Raw genomic sequence first — 18276 nt, forward strand, 5'->3', positions numbered from 1 at the left:
GTTTCGGGCCAATTAGGCCTGTGGGATTTGCGCGCGAACGCCTTGGCGCACGCCTCGATATCGCGTCGTACAAACAAGGCGGTCGCGCGCGCCTGGCACAGAAGGGAGATCGGGCGCCGCCCGCGCGGCGCTTCGCGGGCAAACCCGCTCCTACGTTTGTTTCGGGCCAATTAGGCCTGTGGGATTTGCGCGCGAACGCCTTGGCGCACGCCTCGATATCGCGCCGTACAAACAAGGCGGTCGCGCGCGCCTGGCACAGAAGGGAGATCGGGCGCCGCCCGCGCGGCGCTTCGCGGGCAAACCCGCTCCTACGTTTGTTTCGGGCCAATTAGGCCTGTGGGATTTGCGCGCGAACGCCTTGGCGTACGCCTCGATATCGCGTCGTACAAACAAGGCGGTCGCGCGCGCCTGGCACAGAAGGGAGATCGGGCGCCGCCCGCGCGGCGCTTCGCGGGTAAACCCGCTCCTACGTTTGTTTCGGGCCAATTAGGCCTGTGGGATTTGCGCGCGAACGCCTTGGCGCACGCCTCGATATCGCGTCGTACAAACAAGGCGGTCGCGCCCGCCTGGCACAGGACGGACTGGCCCGAAACAAACGTAGGAGCGGGTTTACCCGCGAAGCGCCGCGCGGGCGGCGCTCGATCTCACAGGCGCTGCAAGGGTTGTGGCAGGCACCTTGTGCCCCTCACACAATCTTTAACCCCGGTAAATCAAGCCACCCGCGCCAACGGGAACAGCCGCTTGAAGTTGGCGGTAGTCTGCTCGGCCAACTGCTCATAACTGGCCCCACGCAACGAAGCCACATACTCCGCCACCTCCCGCACGTACTGCGGCAGGTTCGGCTTGCCCCGGTGCGGAATCGGCGCCAGGTAGGGCGAATCGGTCTCCACCAGCAAGCGATCGACCGGCACCTGCCGCGCCACTTCACGCAACGCCTCGGCATTGCGGAAGGTCACGATGCCCGACAGCGAGATGTAATAACCCAGGTCCAGCGCAGCCTTGGCCATGTCCCAGTCCTCGGTAAAGCAGTGCAGCACGCCAGCCTGCGGCAGGTTGGCCTCGCGCAGGAGCGCCAGGGTATCGGCGCGCGCCGCCCGGGTATGCACGATCACCGGCTTGCCGGTCTGCCTGGAGGCCTCCAGGTGCAGACGGAACGAGGCCTGCTGCAGCTCTGCCGCCTCCGGCTCGTAGTGGTAATCCAGCCCGGTTTCACCAATCGCCACCACATGCGGGTGGGCCAATTCGCGCAACAGCCATTCCAACGCCGGGGTTTCGCCAGGGGCCAGGTCCAGCGGGTGCACGCCCACTGAGCAGTCGACGTCAGCGTACTGCTCGCTCAGCGCCTTCACTGCACCCGCATTCTCGGCACTGACGCCAATGCACAAGAAATGCCCGACCCCACGCTCACGCGCCGCCTGCAGGGCAGCGTCGAGGGAGCCCTGGTGGGCAGTGAGGTCAAGACGGTCGAGGTGGCAATGGGAATCTACGAGCATGGGATAACGGCACACATGAAAAATGGAAAATCAGCGGGCACCCGGCAGTTGCAGCCAGTGAGCCAGCAGCGATTCAAGCAACAAGGCGCGGTTGAGGTTGGCCTTGCCCAGTACCTTCTGGCGCTGTTCGAGGATCCAGGCCTGCACTTCCAGCACCTTGGCCTGGCGGCTCTTCTGCGCCAGGTATTGCACGACCTTGCGCATATCGGCCAAGCCTAACCCTTCTTCGTCCTGGGTCAACTGATAGCGCAGGATCAGGTGCGACCAATCGCAGAACCAGTCGAACAGCAACAACAACGGCACTCCGCTCCAGGCATCGGCCAGCTGGCTGGGTGATTGCTGCTGCTTGAGCAGCTTCTTCACCCCGTCGGCCACCAGCGCGCGTTGCTCGCGCACGCCCTGCGCCTGCAGGCTGACCGCCATCAATGGCGAGCCCGCTGCCAGCGTCAGCAGCTCATCGCGCTCGACCTCGTCGCAGTCGGGTAACGCGCCAGCCAGCCATGCCTGGCTCTGGGCCAGGCTGGGCTGCGGACAGGCCACCTGCTGGCAGCGGCTCTTGATCGTCGGCAACAGACGGCTGGGCTGGTGCGTCACCAGCAACAACACGGTGTCACCGGAAGGTTCTTCAAGGCTTTTGAGCAGGGCGTTGGAGGCGTTGACATTCATCGCCTCCACCGGCTCGATCAACACCACCTTGCGCCCGCCCAGCTGCGCGGTCTGCACCACAAAGGCCACTAGCTCACGTACCTGGTCGACCTTGATCGGCTTGTCAGCCTCCTCCGGCTCGAGGACGAAGTTGTCCGGGTGGCTGCCGGCCTTGAGCAACAGGCACGACTTACACGCCCCACAAGCGTCCAGGCCCTGCGGCTGCTGGCACAACAGGCGCGCCATCAGACGCTCGGCCATGGCCCGCTTGCCAATACCCTGCGGCCCATGCAGCAGATAAGCATGGGCGTGGCGGCTGCGACCGGCCAGTTGCTGCCACAGCGCCTGCTGCCAAGGGTAGGCCTCAGCCACGGCAACGCTCCAGAATGCCTGGCAGCAGAGCGTCGATGTCACGCTGCACAGCCTCCAGGGATTGCGCGGCATCGAGCAAGCTGTAGCGCTGTGGCGCGCTTTGGGCGCGCTGCAGGTACGCCTGGCGCACCGCCTCGAAGAAGGCCTGCCCTTCCTGCTCGAATCGGTCCAGGCGGCCACGGGCGGCGGCGCGGGCAAGGCCCACTTCTACCGGCAGGTCGAAGACCAGGGTCAGGTCCGGGCGCAGGTCGCCCTGGACGAATTGTTCCAGAACCGCGATACGCTCGACCGACAAACCACGACCGCCGCCCTGATAGGCATAGGTGGCGTCTTGTTTTCGGTTTTCACCAAATGTAAACACAGTAGGGTTATAATCCTTTTTTGGAAACGTAAACGCCCTGCAAGCCATGAAATCCGGGGCCTAGGCGCCGAAAACAAGGAGTACTAATGAGAACGATCATCGGCCTAGCTGCCCTGGCGCGGTCAGGAAAAGACACCGTGGCGTCGATGCTGCTGAGCTACCCGGGTGTAGCCGCCTATGCTCTCGCTGATCCGTTGAAGCTCGGCTGTCAGGCTCTGTTCGGCCTAACCGAAGACGAAACCTGGTGCGACGACATCAAGGAACAAACGATCGAGCTGTGGGGCCGCTCGCCTAGAGAGTTCTTCCAAACGGTGGGTACCGAATGGATGCGCAATCATAACCCAGACCACTGGTTGATCCGAGCAGAACGCGAAATCAATCCACCTGCAGCTTCGTTGACCGGTGCGGCCACGGCCAGTGGTTCAGAGGCAGAGGACACCCCGTTCACCCTAGCCGCCCGTGCCATTTTTGATTTCACGCACGAGCAACTGACTAACCCGGCACTCCTGAGTACCCTCGACACCACCTGGGGGCTCTCACCCGGAGAAGCAATCGACCTGCTCAAAAGCCACGCTTATGCCCTGTACCCTGACTACGACACCCGGCGAGCCCAACGTCCTATTGAACCTCTAAAGCCGAGAAGCAAGATCCCTGCGGACGCCACGACGGTGATTTTCAAGGACATCCGCTTCGAAAACGAAGCTGCCTTTCTCCGTGCGCACAATGGCCAGATCTGGCACATCGTTCGCCCAAATCTCCAGAAGGTGAATGCACACTCATCCGAGCATGGCATCGCCAGAGCCCTAGACGACCTGCTGATTACTAATGACGGCTCCCTCGGCGATCTGCAGACAGCTGTTCAAAACGCATGGCAACAATGCAGCACCACCCAACACCGCAACACAACCAATAAAAACAAGAAAAAACAATAAGAATAAGAAGACAGACCGATGACAGCCATTGAAAACAAGCCAGTCGCAGACGACGAAGCCTTTGCAACTAGAGAGGATGACCTAGGCCCGATCAACCCGCCGGAAAGCATTATTGATGACGGCGATTCGATCATCCGAGTAATCTCGTTAGATGACACTGAGATTCCGTGCCGCTACATGCTCAGCCCGCATTACAATCCGCAATCTGACTTATGTCAAAAGCTTCACTTTGTATTTATTAATTATGCGCCCGATCGTGCGAGCTCTAACGGCTACCTTCTGCGCACCAGCATTGAGCATATGCTCGACTATGTAAAGAAGCACAACGATCGAAATCCAGTTCCGCTACACGTCAAAAAGTTTGTAGATATTTCGGGTGAGGTGTTCCAAGGCTACATTGACTACCTACTGGACAACAATCTCCCCATCGCTAACGCCGAAAAATTCAAAACGGCCTGCAAACTAGTAGCTGACGACACGGGGCTGATTCCCAGGCTGCTACTCCCAATCGTTCCCATCACTAAAGGTAAAGGGAGCCCTCCCCTATCCGATGAAGGCTTTGAGACATTTGAGAGGGCCTTCCGCATGCACATGCTGAAGCTCAAAGCAAAATTCAGTTTCCGAGAGGAGGTCGAAGCTGCCCAACCATATACCGCTGCCGAAATCTTGGAGACAGTGCGGCCTGCGTGCACCAAGCGCAGAATATTTGAATGGCATTACTACTTGCTCAAAAATAAGCAAAGAACAAGACTTTCAGCCTTCACATCTCGTCTAGCCAGATGCGACGATGTTGAAATTCGATCTTTAGCCACCGATGAGAACGCCAGAGAAAAATTTCATCTCATTTATGAGCGTGACAGGGGTAACTATACACTCAGTGGCGAGGCCGACCCGCTCAACACTGGTGGATTTGCTCATTGGCAAATGGATTATGCACGTGCGGTGCGGACGCTTATAAACCACGGCTTCCCCTTCAGCTACGACAGGGAATTACTCTTCACTAAATATGCCCACGCTGAGACGACAGTTATCGAGGAAGGCTGCGACGATGTAATCAAAATTATCATTCATCGTCTAACCACGGCAAACCGCACTAACGGTAAGGCAATCCAAATTTTAAGCATGGATGAGATGCTGAACCTTTACTACCCCAACGTCGTCGACATGGCTGCAATTCTCATGTTCATGATGTTCCAAAGCGGCTGGAACAAGGAAACAGCTCTGGCGATTGACCAAGACGATTTTGAACACCTTCTGACTGGCACCATTGAGGAAGCAATCAAAGTCGTGTGGTCTGAGAAAAATCGTTCTCAGGGCGCAGGTAAACCGTTCGAGTCACCAAAGCGCATGAGCTTGCCGACGCGCAAGGGTGATCCGCTTAGCTTCTATACCCTCATCGAGATGGCTAAAGAGCTTTCGGCACCGTTCGCTGGTATTCCATGGGAAGTCATCTCAGCCAAAACAAGCGAAGACAACATGAACCCGATGTTCGCTTGCATCAGACCTTGGGGTGAGTGGCGCAAGGGCGGTCGCCACACCTCGATAGCACACCCTAAGACGTTCAGGATCGGCGTTCAGCAGTTCTTGCGGCAGTACGAGGTCATCGACAGTGGTAAAAGGCTGACAACAGCCTCTGAGCTGACCCGCCGCTTCCGGCCAACCTGGCTGCTGTATAAGAAGAAATACAACCCCGTCGCCCTGCTCTCCCAGACCCTGGGCCATGCCGACCGGGAAACCACCGACATCTTCTACGACAACTCCAGTGCAGCGCACATGGAGCGACTCAAGCGCCTTCGCTCAGAGCTGGAAGAAGTGATCAACCTGCTACGAACGCGGCAGTTTAAAGGTCTGCTGGGTAAGCAGGCGCAGGCTGACGCGAAGACCAACCTCAAGGTCTTTCACATTCCTGGCAAGACCCAGCCGCTGTGGAGCTGCGCCGACCAGATGAGGCCCGATTGGGCGGGGTCTGAGATCATTGTTAGCACGGGCCGCAAGTGCTTCGCCATTCATGAGTGCATCTTCTGCAGCCGACTGCGCCTGTTTGCTGACTCGCTGCCGTACCTGATGGAACGCGAGGCCCATCTGTCAGAGCTCTTGAACGAGGAAAGCGAAGACGGCTTCCGCTCGCGCCTTGCCAAAGAAAGGGAGGTCATCCAGTACATCATTGATGAATGGGGGGACGAGGACGATGTTGAGGCCGCTGAGCGGTATCGCCGTTACCACTCCCCGCTGCTCCCACGCGACCTGAAAATGCTGGAAATCATCTTTGAGAGCGAGGCCGAAAATGTCTAATAACACCGAGCAATTCGACCTGCATTACACCGAAGATGGCCACCAGCCTGCTGATGCCAGCGAAGCTCAAGCGACCGCTCAACAACCTGACGTCAACCAAGCCATCGTTGACTTGGAAGAAGCTAAGCAGACGAAAAACAAGGCCAAACAAAAAGCCAGGAACGAAGACCAACCAGATGACGAACCAGAAGACGATGGGGAGCTAAGCGAGGAAGAGCGCCTGCTTCAAGAGGCTGAGGAGGACTCTGCCGAATCGGAGCTCGAAGAAGTTGAAGGGCTGAGTGAGGAGCTCGACACTGCCGTTGCAGAGCCATCCATCACGCTGGTCAAAAAGCTGGAGCTTACGGATGGAAATTTCCCTGTTTGCGAGGCCTCCGACTATAAGGCCGCTATCTGGCGCTTTCCACACGGCAAGCATGCATTTCCTAACAACGTTCGTTTCGACCGAAAGTTGCCTGGCTCCAACGATCTCAAGCGGGCGCTGATCTATCACGTCATTCCTGAGTTTTCCCCATTCAGCTACATTCGCTCAGCAGTCACCACAAAACAGTGGGGTGGTGAGTACAAGAACCTTGAACAGTACCTGTTCGAGCCGAACAAGATCACAGCACGCCCCGAGCACATCCGGCTAGTTTCAACCCCCATGGTGCTGAAAGCGTTCGAAGCGGCCAAGAATAGCGGGTTTAAGCACAACTACTTCGCGCTTTTCAAAACAGTCCGACTCTGGATCAACCTATCTCAACACAAGCTGATTCCTGAAGAACTGCGCCTCGACATCAAGCTCGACGAAATCGACACCCCGGAACGCCGGAAAGAAGTGATCAAAAGCCGCTTCCAAGGCACCATGGACGGCTGGGTCAGCTACTCGGAAGAAGATCTTGAGATCCTGATGGATTACTCGATGTTCTGGCTCGAAGGTGTCATGCCCAAGCTCAAACTGCTCAAGGATTACCTGGTTGACACCAAAACGGCCTATCTTTCTGATCGTGTATTGACGCGTTCCACGCGTCAGACAAGGCTAGAAGAGCTAATGACAATCGAGTCTGGCGATAAGACCGTGATGTCACCGCAGATCCGCAATCACATCAAAGATGGTATCCAGCAGTTCTCGTACACCTGGTTTGACGGCTACAGCCGCGCGCTGGACGGCATCCGGAACGCCATCTTCATTTTGACTGCGCTGATCACTGGCGCCCGAAAATCAGAGCTTGCGATCATGCGCTTTGATGACCTTACCCAGGACGCAAACGGCGATTACTGGATGCGCATCGTGCGCTTCAAGACCGCCAAGAATCCGAAGCACGGGGAAGAAGATCAGCTCCCAATCCCAAAATTTCTGGGTGATATGATCCAGCAGTACGAAGACGTCCGCAGCATCGAGCCATTCAAAAAAGAAGGCTGGCTGTTCCAGGCTCAGCGCTCGGTTCGCAAGGTCAAAAAAGCGACCCCTGGCCTCATCAACTTCATCATTCTCCAACTCAAGCAAGAGTTGCCCATCGAGCGCCTGCACTGCCACCGCTTCCGCAAGTCCATCGCCGAGATCCTGATCAACCGGGACGAACGCAACATCGACATCATCCGCGCACTGTTCGGGCATCACAGCTACGCCATGACGCTGCGCTACATCGCCCGCAACCCGTTGATGGTGCGCACGGTGGCGATCGCGATCGAGCAGAGCTATACGCGGGAGTTCCACGAGATCGTTGCCGGCATTCGCTTGGGTGCGCACTCAGGCGACGCAGCCAAACGCATCTACAGCCAGATCTTCAAGCGCCCGGACGAGTTCGCCGGTAAGCAGTTCAAGCTGTCACTGCTGAGCTACATCTCCCACATCCTGGCCAGCGGCGAGCCGCTGTTTGTGCGACGGACAGCAGTTGGGACTTATTGCCTGACGGGCGAGCATTTCACCAATGAGACGCTGCCGCCCTGCCTGCACGGACGCAAGATCGAGGGTGACTTGATCATGCCGGATCCGAGCAACTGCCAACTGGACTGCAAGAAGATCATCGTGCTCGAAACGGCCAAGCAAGCGCTGGTCGACAACGAGACCTTCTACAACCAGGTGCTCCAGGCCGGCAATGGCAAGCTCGCCCACCACGTGGAATACGAGCTGCAGCGCCGGATTGCTTCCATCCAAGTGCACCTGGCCAACCTGAAAGCGACCGGCCATTCGTCCTCGCAGTTGATCGGAGTGACGCATGTCTAACATCAAGGACACACCGCTCCAATCAAACGAAGCGACCCCAGCCGCATCAGGTGAACCAGGGGTCGCCGATCGGCGGGCCCTGCTCGTCCAGCTGATCGTTGACCATCACTTGGCGGGCAATAAAACCAAGCTGAAGCTAGTTGAGCTCGCCAAAGGTGCCGGCATCAGCCGGCAGGCCCTAGATCGTTACTATGGCGACCTCAAGCCCTACATAACTGGCAAGCGTGATGTGGTGGAGCTGGTTGAAGGCTCCCCACTGCGCGAGCAAATGGAAACGCAAACGGCAATTAACGAGATTGAAACCAAGTACGAGAAAAAGCTGGAAAAGCTGCAGGTCGCCCACGAAAAGGCCTTGGAAAAGGCTTTGAGCTCGCATATCACCTCGCTCATGAATGGCGATATCGTGCTTCTTGAAAGCAACAAGATGCGCAGCGCCCTAGAGAAGCAGACGCTCCACAACGCCGAATTGCTGAAGCAGATCAGCCGTCTGGAGCTCAAATTGATGCAGTCGCATGGCCTGGCAGCGGGAGCGACCAGCCCTGGAAAATCGCTGCCAGCCCAAAATAAACTGGTGTTCAACGTAGATATCGAAACCTTGAGCATGTCACACCAGCGCGGCTCAACGCTTGAAGAGTTTGAAACGTCCAAGTCCAGCGAAATTCGCATTATTCGCGACAAGCTAGCAAAGTACCAAGGCACAAGCGACGTGCACGTGGTGATGTTTGCCGACCGCTACATATCACGATTTAGTACTTTTGCCGATAGCTACACAAGCCTGCGCAACGAGCTGAGCCTCATCATTCGGCTTCCACTTTTTGGTCGAAGCGAATTTCAAAACTTCTTAAAGCAAATACCCAGTGAGTTCAAACGAAGCATCCACATCCCCTACACCGCCTCTGAAAGTGAGAAAAAGGCTCAGCGCACCTTTATTTTTCAAAAAATTCAGCCACCCCTAATGGAGATCAAGGGGGCCGATACGGCCACTAATCCCAGCATCGAGTGGGGCGTCGATGAAGTTGTATTTTTTAAAATAAAGCAAGGCGATTGACTTGCGCCTAACAGAGGATGCTCGCAGATGCTGAAAATCACCACAAAAGATATCACTTACAACAGCTTGGAAACCTCCCAACAGGTTACTCATACCATCTTGATTGCCGAGCAGCGTGGTCAAAAAATCCTCCTTAGCCACCCAAACATTTTTCTTTATCAAAAAACGCGCAACTCGCTTAGAACCTCAAACCGGTACGCGTCGATCATTTCGATGTTTTACCGATTTCTCTCAACTCAGCCAAAATTCAAGGGTCAGGAACTTGGCGCATATCATATGCTTGCGGACAATCGCGACATCATGCGCTGGCAGGTTCAGCGACAGGTGGAGCGACTTCAAAAACAATCGCTGAGCCCCACTCTGGAAACAACATTTGAAGACGCCAAGATTCTCTTGAATTTTTTTGACTGGCTGAACACCAGAGGCTTTCTGACCAACGTCGATGTCGTATTCAAGACCTGGCGCGCGAATTTTCGCAGCACAAGGATGCTCAACTATATTCAGACCCGCAGCCGCATGAAGATCGACAGTGACAACATTAGGGTTCTGGAGAAGAAAAGTCGTCAACGACAATCCGACTTTCTTATCACCGACCAAGAAATAGAGTTACTGCTCGAAGCGTACACTGACCCCGTCTATGCGGTTCTATTCAATTTGGGACTAGGCACAGCCATGCGCCCCATGGATCTTGTAAAGTTCCCGCTATATGGGAACGGCAAAAATATCCACATCATGCCGTATTCTGAAATGGATCATACGGGGCCAAGCATGAAATATGAGGTCATTGGGAGCAAAGGGAATAAAGACCGAGAGATCGTCATCAACATGGACGACCTGAAAGCTCTCGAAGACAACTACATTATCCCTTACTATTCCATTCGGAAAAAGCTCTATAAAAAGAAGTACAGACATGATTGCCCACCGGGCATCCTTTTCCTCAATAAAAAGGGCGAGCCTGTCACTGAATCAATGATTGCCTCACGTACTAATGACGCAAAAGCAAAACTACTTAAACAAGGCAAACCATTCCGAGACCACATCACGTTCTATCAGAACAGACACTGGTGGCCGACACAGCACATTATCGCAACCTTTGGCGACCGACTGCTCACTGAGCCCATGGAAGTGCTTTACGCCGCCACCTCACAGGCCATCATCCAGCAGCTTGGACATGAGGACATTGAGACGACCTACAAATACTACATCGATATGGCACGGGTGATCATGATGGTGCACAAAGGCAAAACGTTCGACCTCATTGAGTCGCCCGTTCAGACTATTCGAGGCTTTGTCAAAGACCTAGACCTGCCGAAGGACATTGCGGTAGGTGAGCCTTCTGATGAAGGAGCCGAAGAAGCCGCGTGATGCTTAGAAACGGCTCCAACCACACGGCCAGCCCATCGCCTCGACGACGGGGCGCTTGGGAATGAGCGCGCGTGGGCATGGATACCAGACAGCGCCTCTGCAGTATGAGCGATAAGCTCATAGGGCTGTCGTCCCAGCACCTATGAGCTTTCTCATCAAGCGTTACCTCGCTACAGGCTTAACTGCTTCTGCTGGTCAACCAGGTTGGCAGGGGTGGATGCTATCGAAGCCACTTATAAAGGCGATAACCACCGTAGCCAGCCACAGCCACTGCAGCGGCTGGCCATGCAGCCGCTGTAGCTACAGCCATGACACCAGCCGCCATCCCGCCGCCACCCGCCGCAACGGCACCACCGCCCAATGCTGCGAGCGCAGAACTGGTCGCCGCTGCACCGCTCAGGCCGGCAGCGTTGGCTACTGCAACCGCGCCACCGTAAACCAAAGAGGCATTGGCTACGCCTGCCGCTGCCCCAGTAGCTATTGCCGAACTCGCTGCTGCTTTGTCACCAAATGCCATGTGCTCACCACTTCCTGATTGTGTGGATCAGTAAATATCATTTTGATATCACGCAGTAAAGGCCTGCTTATCCGAACGGTATACGTATCAGCCGCCAGGCAGCAGGCTGTTCTGTAGGCGACTGATGCCAAGAAACGTGAAGAATACATCTGTACTCCTCACCCTGAATGCTGCCCACTCCGCCCCCTCTTCAGTCCACTTGCGCCTGACATCAGCAGGCCTGCGCGCTTTAGAGGAGTAGTTGAGTAGCGCTAGCGACTGGTTGGCAGGGCAAGTAAGCTTCCCCAGGGTAGCCAAATGCCATATGCCACTAGGGAAGACGGGATGCTAGATACACGCCGCTCCATGCCTGCTGTGCTGGATCGCCACATCGAGAAAGAAGAGGATGATGCATTCGGGCACCGGCACTATGCTCAGGCGCTCCGGAGCCTGATTGAAAATGAAGGTCATCAGCCGCCATTCAGCATCGGATTGCTTGGCGGTTGGGGAACCGGCAAGAGTTCCATCAAAGAGATGTATACGCACGCCTTGGCTGATGACACCTCGACAGCGGGAGGACGCCGCCCGCGCAGTCAGCGCTTCAAAAGCATCACGTTCAACGCCTGGCGGTTCGGCGGCAAGGAGCAAGATATCAAACGTGCACTCCTGCGCCACGTGTTCCTGGAATTAGGTGGTGATGAGAGCAAGCTTCATGATGACCTCTATCGCAATGTCACCCACACAGAAACAGTCAACAAGGGTGTAGGTGAACTTACCAAGCAACACTTGATGAGCTGGGTCGCCCCGGTGCCGGCGTTCCTTATCGCAGTGGTCACCTACCTGCTATTCGTGGCTGCTGGCTTGAAATGGCTGCCGCTGGAAAATGCCGTCGTCCAGGCGCTCTTCGTTGCAGCGGTCACTGGGATCTATGCGTATCTGATCAAGGTGATGAAACCGTCGGCGGTCAGCCCATTCAACACCATCACTCGCGTCCACCTGCCGAGCGCCAGCGCAGAGCAGTACGAAGAGATGCTGCTGCAGCAGTTGCGCATATTCAAAGCGTCGAAAAGTAATGTGGTGCCCTACGAGCGACTCGTCATCTTCGTGGACGACCTCGATCGGCTGTCGGCGGAGGAAATGGTGCTAGGCCTGGACGCCGTACGTACGTTCATGGAGATTCCGGTCAACAAGCTTCCGGATAACCTCGGCCTGGTGTTCGTGATTTCTTGCGATGAGGGCAAAGTCGCGGATGCGCTATCGCGTCGACGTGGCAACCCTGAGCAACCAGGCTCGGTGTTCAACCCCACTGATGCCCGGCGTTACCTTGATCGCATCTTCCAATTCAGGCTGGAGATTCCACCTCCGCCGCGAAGCGACATGCGTCAGTTCGCGCTTTCCAAGCTCAAGAGCTTCCCCGATCTGGTGAAAGACATTTCGGATAAAGGTGCCTCGGTTGAACAGGTGGTGGATCGGATGATTCACATCAATGTCACCGATCCGCGTAATGCCCTTCAGATCGTGAACGCGTTCACCCAGACCTGGTGGCTGGCCAAGGCTCGTGAGCTTGATGCCATTGGCAGCCAGCGGCCCGGTGGGCTGCATGAAGGTGCCGTCACGAACCACCCTGTTGCCCTTGGAGCACTGAGCGCAGCGCGGGTGAGCTTTCCCGGGTTTTATCAGGATCTTCAAAGCGACCCTCAGCTTCTGCAACGCCTGACAAATTTGATGGTGAGGCAGACACCATTCAAGGATGAACCCGTTCAAACGCGCCATGTTCTAAAGCGCTATGTGATTCAAATAGATGATGGGGACAAAACCAGCATCATTGATGAACATCGTGATCTGCGCCAGTTTTTGGCCAGCTTGGTAGGCATCCAGTGGCCGGACTCACTTCAGAGCTTGCTGTTGCTATCTGAGGATTTTGCGACCCGACAGTACGGCCCCCATGCTTCGCGGATTTATGGGTATCTGGTTTCTGGTGACACGCAAGGTTTTCTGGAAGCTCTTTCTCCTCGTGCCAATGAAAGCTTGAGCGATCAAGAGATGCAGCTGCTACACGGCATGCTGAGCGAGCTGCACCGAACCGAAGATGCACTCAAGTTCAATGCGATGCGCGTCGTGGCCGAGCTCATTGATCGCTTGCCACTGCGCACCCGCGATTTAGTCCTGGGCATCCTCAACAACGACATCGTGACGTCACCCGCCCTGCGCTCACTACTAGGCATAGAGAAGATCGGTCGCATCGCTGCGGTATCTAATACGGCGGATCAGAGGCAGATTGCGTCGGTGCTTATCGACTCGCTGCTGACGACAGACAAAGCCTGCACCATGCGCCTTGAGTCTGGGCAGATGCCCAACCTGGGCGAAACCATCAGCATGGTTGAGCGTGCAGCGCAAATTACACTCACCGTGTTCGCCAACCATGGTCTTCCATCGTTCTCCAAAGACCATCTCATGGCATGGCTCAAAGCACGTACGGTCAAAACCCCCTCAGGTTCTGTCACGCTTCCCTTTGCCCGCCTGCAAGGCTGGATGGACGCGTTCGAGACTTCGCTTTTGCCAGAGATAGGCATGGCCTATGTGGAGCAATTGACAACGGCGCTGCACGGCCATGAAGACCCTCACGATGAAGATGATCTGATTGACGGTTTGGATATGCAGCAGACGGTTGGCCGGATCAACAGCGTCTGGGATCGCATGTCGACCGAGGGTGATGAGAGCCGTGATGCGCTTTGGGAGCAGGTCACCAACCTGTCGACCATGACCTCACCACTGATAATCGGCTGTGTGATCCGGGCGCTGGAGAAACACGCCGTTTATTCGGATGAAGAACAGCTACTGAAATGCCTGGCCAGGTTCAGCATCCGTGTAGCCGACCTCGACAACCAGCCGATTGATTACCGTCGCGCGTATCGCTTGATTGTCGATCTTGGCGCAGAGCGCAAGGCGTACTTCAACGATGAGTGGCGAGAAAGCTACACCGATTTTGCCATCGCACTGAGCACAACCGCCGGGCATGCCGAAGATGCGGCAGAGGTTCTTCGAGAGTTTGTGGTGGAGCATCCGCGCAGTCTTGCAAGAGTGCTCGATCACTGGATCAGTCGCTCCCTCAGCGCCATCCCAAGCGTGTGCCGCAATCTGGTCTTTGAAGTATTCGGATCACTCTACGAGCACGACCAAAGCTCGCTGGCCAACCAACTGACCGCGCTCGTGAGCAGCCAGGAGCTGGACGACCAACAAGGGGCGCTCTACACCGACGCAGCCTCGCATATTCCCTTGCAACACTGGGGCGACAAGCAGCTACGCCCTCATGTGGATGCACTGATGTTGGCCGCCCCAGCGAAATTGGTCTCGTGGGACAATTTCCTGCGACAGCTTGTACCGGGCATCTCACTGGTGTTCATGCAGGCCACTCCGACAGTGCTTGGGCCAGCGCTACAGAAATTGTTCAGCGCCGCCAAGGGGCACAAGAATGCCTTCGAGAGTCTGCATAAGCACTTCTGTGGACGCTGGCCAACGATCGAGCAGCTTCCCCACGGCTACTCACCCCAAGCGCTCTTTAACGAAGCAAGGCAACAGGCTTTTTCATCAACTGGGACTGTCGGCAAGTACACGCTAGCGTCCATGGAAAGCATGATCACCAGCGGTATCGTACCGTCGGCACAAGGTGCCCAGTTGGTCGAGACAGCCTGTGCCGTGTGGCAACAAAATTCCGCACAAGCCATCGACTCTCTGACATCCGGACATGTACGACTGAGCAGCACTCAGCTAACGACACTGACTGATGGCGTCGACTTCAACGACGAAGCACAGGTTGAGATGCTTGAACGCGCCTGGACGGCGTTGATTCCTGAGTTGCCAGGGAACGAATACGTGGACGCCGGCAAAGCAGTGCTGCTCAAAGGCCCACGTGGCAACGTGAATGACCCTGATCTGGCCTTCTCCGTCTGGTGCCGAGCTCTAGGAATCGAAGCGTTCAACAATCTCGAATCAATGCTGTTGAACAGCGAGATCACTGACGAGCAGCGCAAACGGGTCTACGGCCACATCTTGCGAGCAAACAAGGATGAGAAGGAATCGAAAAAGCTGCCATCGCTGGCTCTTCAGCTATTGAAGATTCCGGAGAGCCCTCTCACCTGGGCAGCTGTCGATGAACTGCGCGCTGAAATCAAGAATCAGCTGGCTACCCATGAACAGCGCTTGGAATATGCACGCCTTCTACTCCGTGAGATTCCGCAAGCGGCTTCAGGTACAGCCAAGGGGTATATGGCTGCCTGGGCAAAATCGTTCGGAACCGAAGCGTTGCTCAAGGAGCTCGATCCCAAACGGTTATCAGAAGGCGACCTGCAAATCATCAACACTGCTTTTGGCACAAGCAAGCCTATGGCTGGTCTGATGAAACGCTGGTTCAACAGAAACTGAACAAGTCGACAGTTCCAGGAAGGCGGGCACCTTGCCCGCCTTACCCATGACTCGCGCCCTGCCTTGACCTCATGGGTTGTAGCCAACGCGTTCCTCATCCGTGCCGAAATCGATCCAATGGATACGATGAACTCGGATTTCCTCACGGTCTAAAATCAGTGCAGGTTCGTATCGAGGCACAGGAGGTTGCTCATCCCACCAGCTCGGCTGATCCTCGCCCTTCTTCCTGGCCGCCCAGATCTGCGGAAAGTAGTGCTCACCGTCATCGACCGTTACCCAAAGAGAGGCGTACTCGGCTTTGTGCGTTGACTCGGTATGGTGCACACCGGATGCTTTATTGAAGAGGATCACGTTGTGTCCAGGAGCCTCATCATCACGCTTACCCAGCTGGATTGACGGGAAATAAATGCCGTCCAAGTTGAGGGTGGGATGCATCGACAGGTAGTCGGCTATCGCCTGCGTGATCAAGTAGCCGTGATCCGCCATATCTGGCATTACTGGCTTCAGCAACTGGTTTTGCAGGCTTGCTAGAAACGCGGATCGCTTCGCCTGCTCGACGCGTTGGGGGTCGAAGTAACTGAGGCGACTATCAGGACAGGTTTCGTTCAAAGCTCCCAGATTGAGCAACCGCAGCGGGCGAGTTACCTGAAATGCAGCGGTTACCACGTAGCTTCCAACGGGTGGTCGAACCTCGGCAATGGCCGTCCTGTCGTTTGTAGCACCATAAAACACGGAGACGCCTTTAGCATTCATTCGTCCTGCAGACCCTACCCCCGACGGAGGTGGGCCCAAAGAACGCTCGGGATGGAGCAATGCTTCCTCAACACTGGTATCAGAGGAGAACACTCTCGCCCGCTTAAAGGTATGCAGGGGCTGACCAGGCCCGATCATGAAGATGGCTGACTCTGAGCCTCGAAGGCGTAACTGATCGACCTTGCCAAAGACCTGCTCCAAGACACGCGTGACGACTGGATTCACGAACCGTGCTTGATCCCTAAGGCTACGCTCCATCTCCCTCCAGTCATGGGTCATGTCGATGCTCGCTGAAGCGCCCTCTTTGAAGTACGGGTCGTCATCATTCCAGCCGTCCCAAAGGACTTCACCAAGATCGTTTATCAGATCATCTGAACAGCCCAGAACACGGCGGAGAACGTCCGTCCAGTGCTCCCCGATCGGCGCCTGATTGTAGAGATAAACCGAACGCGGCTGTTCAACGAACTCAAACGAAGAAAGCGCGGCCTCCCGACACAGGTCGACGAGCCTTTCAAGCGGCACGACACCACTTTCCTTATGACAGTAACTGCACTCGTCGGCATCATCGAAATCCAAGCAGTCCTGGAGATAGCGTTCAGTAAGGCATTCTAAGCACACAACTTTCGACACACAGCCTCCCTTGGCCGTAAGCCCACATGGGGCGCCAAGCCTGCGATACTACTGGATCACGAGTTTTAAGGCTGCCCCTCATGCTACGCCGGTTGCCGACCCCGGACTTGGCGGAATCCAGTAGCACAACCTTAAGGGCAATCAGCTGACATGGCTAGACACCTCTGGCCATTTGGCCACCCTTGAAAGAAATCTTCTATCACTGCTTCAAGGGCATTCGCTTAACCATCTTGCTATTCATAGTCAGACAGGCGCCCGACTCGAAAGGCCATGTATACAAATCTGAGTACTCAAGGTATTTCGGCCAAGCCGATTACAGCAGCTCTGAGCTCTTGGCCAGATAGTTTCCTGGCATCACACCTTCAGTTCGCCCCTGAATTATAGGCCCGCGCAAAATATTGGTTAGCCAGGTGGTATTCCACAACATATGTATACCCACATATCTCGCTACCACTAATCATAGTAGGTCCTTACAATAACCATAACTTCGTATTTAACTAATAGTTATCGGAGATCCATATGGATCTGACCGGGCGCTCTGACCCGGCTTGGTAAGGCCATGGTTAAACCAACAAAACAACATTGACAACACTATTCCGTGCAACCCCTTTTACCGAATTGTAAATGACAACTTTCAGACGCCCCACCAACTCCCATTGCGCCGCCAAGCCGATATGGTATTGACCCTGCGTTACAATAAGGGGCGCTAGTAAAAGGTTGCTGCTCAAGCGGCACCCACTCAACTGGCTTCGCCCCAGAAAAAATGTCAGCGTCCGCCTTCAAAACCTTCAGTGTCGTAGCAACAGTTGAAAGTGCTTCAACTGCATTTTTTGCTCCCGAAGCTACATCCACCCCTAGCGAAATTATGTTTCCAGAATCGCCAAACTCAACACTAAACTTAGAATCCTCGAACAGACCTGGCTTATAATATATTAAGCTTGGCGTCAACTCCGGCACCTGTTTCAACTCCTCAACAAGAACAGGGATGCATGCTTCGCCATTTTGACCTCCAGCAAATCTAACTACCCCTCCATCCTTATTCAAAACCTTATCCTGAATATATTTCACAGGAACAATTTTCATCCGATAATAGAAAACACCATTACAAACACCTTCTTTACAGGCAGTTTCGCCATCCGTAATGTTTACAATTTTTCCAGAACAGGCGCTCATCATCAAGGCAAGCGGCAAAAGCGATGCACACTTAAAAGCGACAATCATAATACACCTCTCATAAGTCTTTTTAGCGAGCACTAACCAT

General features: G+C 55.3%; 10 protein-coding genes and 1 pseudogene. 6 read left to right on the plus strand and 5 right to left on the minus strand.

Going from position 1 to position 18276, the window contains the following annotated elements:
• Positions 1–710: 710 nt before the first annotated feature.
• The 3 genes and pseudogenes from ACZ889_RS24415 to ACZ889_RS24425 all read right to left on the minus strand — a co-directional run.
• Entirely contained in the window at positions 711–1493 is a 783-nt protein-coding gene (locus ACZ889_RS24415; protein WP_064491346.1) for a TatD family hydrolase, read from the minus strand.
• Positions 1494–1523: 30 nt separating this feature from the next.
• Positions 1524–2510, minus strand: coding sequence for a DNA polymerase III subunit delta' (locus ACZ889_RS24420; RefSeq protein WP_003247167.1), 987 nt, complete (start codon positions 2508–2510; stop codon positions 1524–1526).
• Positions 2503–2853 (minus strand): annotated as a pseudogene (locus ACZ889_RS24425) (dTMP kinase); the annotation flags it as partial. The pseudogene ACZ889_RS24425 and the gene ACZ889_RS24420, both read right to left, overlap by 8 nt.
• Positions 2854–2957: 104 nt before the next feature.
• On the opposite strand from ACZ889_RS24425, the gene ACZ889_RS24430 reads away from it, so the two are divergent.
• From ACZ889_RS24430 to ACZ889_RS24455, 6 genes are all read left to right on the plus strand, one after another.
• Positions 2958–3803, plus strand: coding sequence for a deoxynucleotide monophosphate kinase family protein (locus tag ACZ889_RS24430; RefSeq protein WP_338443855.1), 846 nt, complete (start codon positions 2958–2960; stop codon positions 3801–3803).
• Between the two features lie 18 nt (positions 3804–3821).
• Positions 3822–6095 (plus strand): hypothetical protein, encoded by a 2274-nt coding sequence (locus ACZ889_RS24435; protein ID WP_338443857.1) that lies wholly within the window; start codon positions 3822–3824, stop codon positions 6093–6095.
• Positions 6088–8301 carry a tyrosine-type recombinase/integrase gene (locus ACZ889_RS24440; protein ID WP_338443861.1) on the plus strand — a complete coding sequence of 738 codons (2214 nt, stop codon included), beginning with the start codon at positions 6088–6090 and terminating at the stop codon, positions 8299–8301. The genes ACZ889_RS24435 and ACZ889_RS24440 overlap by 8 nt, the downstream gene beginning before the upstream one ends.
• Positions 8294–9349, plus strand: a complete 1056-nt coding sequence (locus ACZ889_RS24445; RefSeq protein WP_338443863.1) for a hypothetical protein — start codon at positions 8294–8296, stop codon at positions 9347–9349. Before ACZ889_RS24440 ends, ACZ889_RS24445 begins: the two co-directional genes overlap by 8 nt.
• Positions 9350–9376: 27 nt before the next feature.
• Entirely contained in the window at positions 9377–10714 is a 1338-nt protein-coding gene (locus tag ACZ889_RS24450) for a site-specific integrase (RefSeq protein WP_338443864.1), read from the plus strand.
• 841 nt (positions 10715–11555) lie between these two features.
• Positions 11556–15632, plus strand: coding sequence for a KAP family P-loop NTPase fold protein (locus ACZ889_RS24455; protein WP_476257897.1), 4077 nt, complete (start codon positions 11556–11558; stop codon positions 15630–15632).
• A gap of 69 nt (positions 15633–15701) precedes the next feature.
• Here ACZ889_RS24455 and ACZ889_RS24460 read toward each other — a convergent pair whose 3' ends face one another.
• Positions 15702–16961 (minus strand): RES family NAD+ phosphorylase, encoded by a 1260-nt coding sequence (locus ACZ889_RS24460; RefSeq protein ID WP_338443870.1) that lies wholly within the window; start codon positions 16959–16961, stop codon positions 15702–15704.
• Positions 16962–17606: 645 nt separating this feature from the next.
• Positions 17607–18236 carry a hypothetical protein gene (locus tag ACZ889_RS24465; protein ID WP_338443872.1) on the minus strand — a complete coding sequence of 210 codons (630 nt, stop codon included), beginning with the start codon at positions 18234–18236 and terminating at the stop codon, positions 17607–17609.
• Positions 18237–18276: the final 40 nt, after the last annotated feature.

The sequence above is a fragment of the Pseudomonas sp. TE3895 genome, assembly GCF_056278855.1.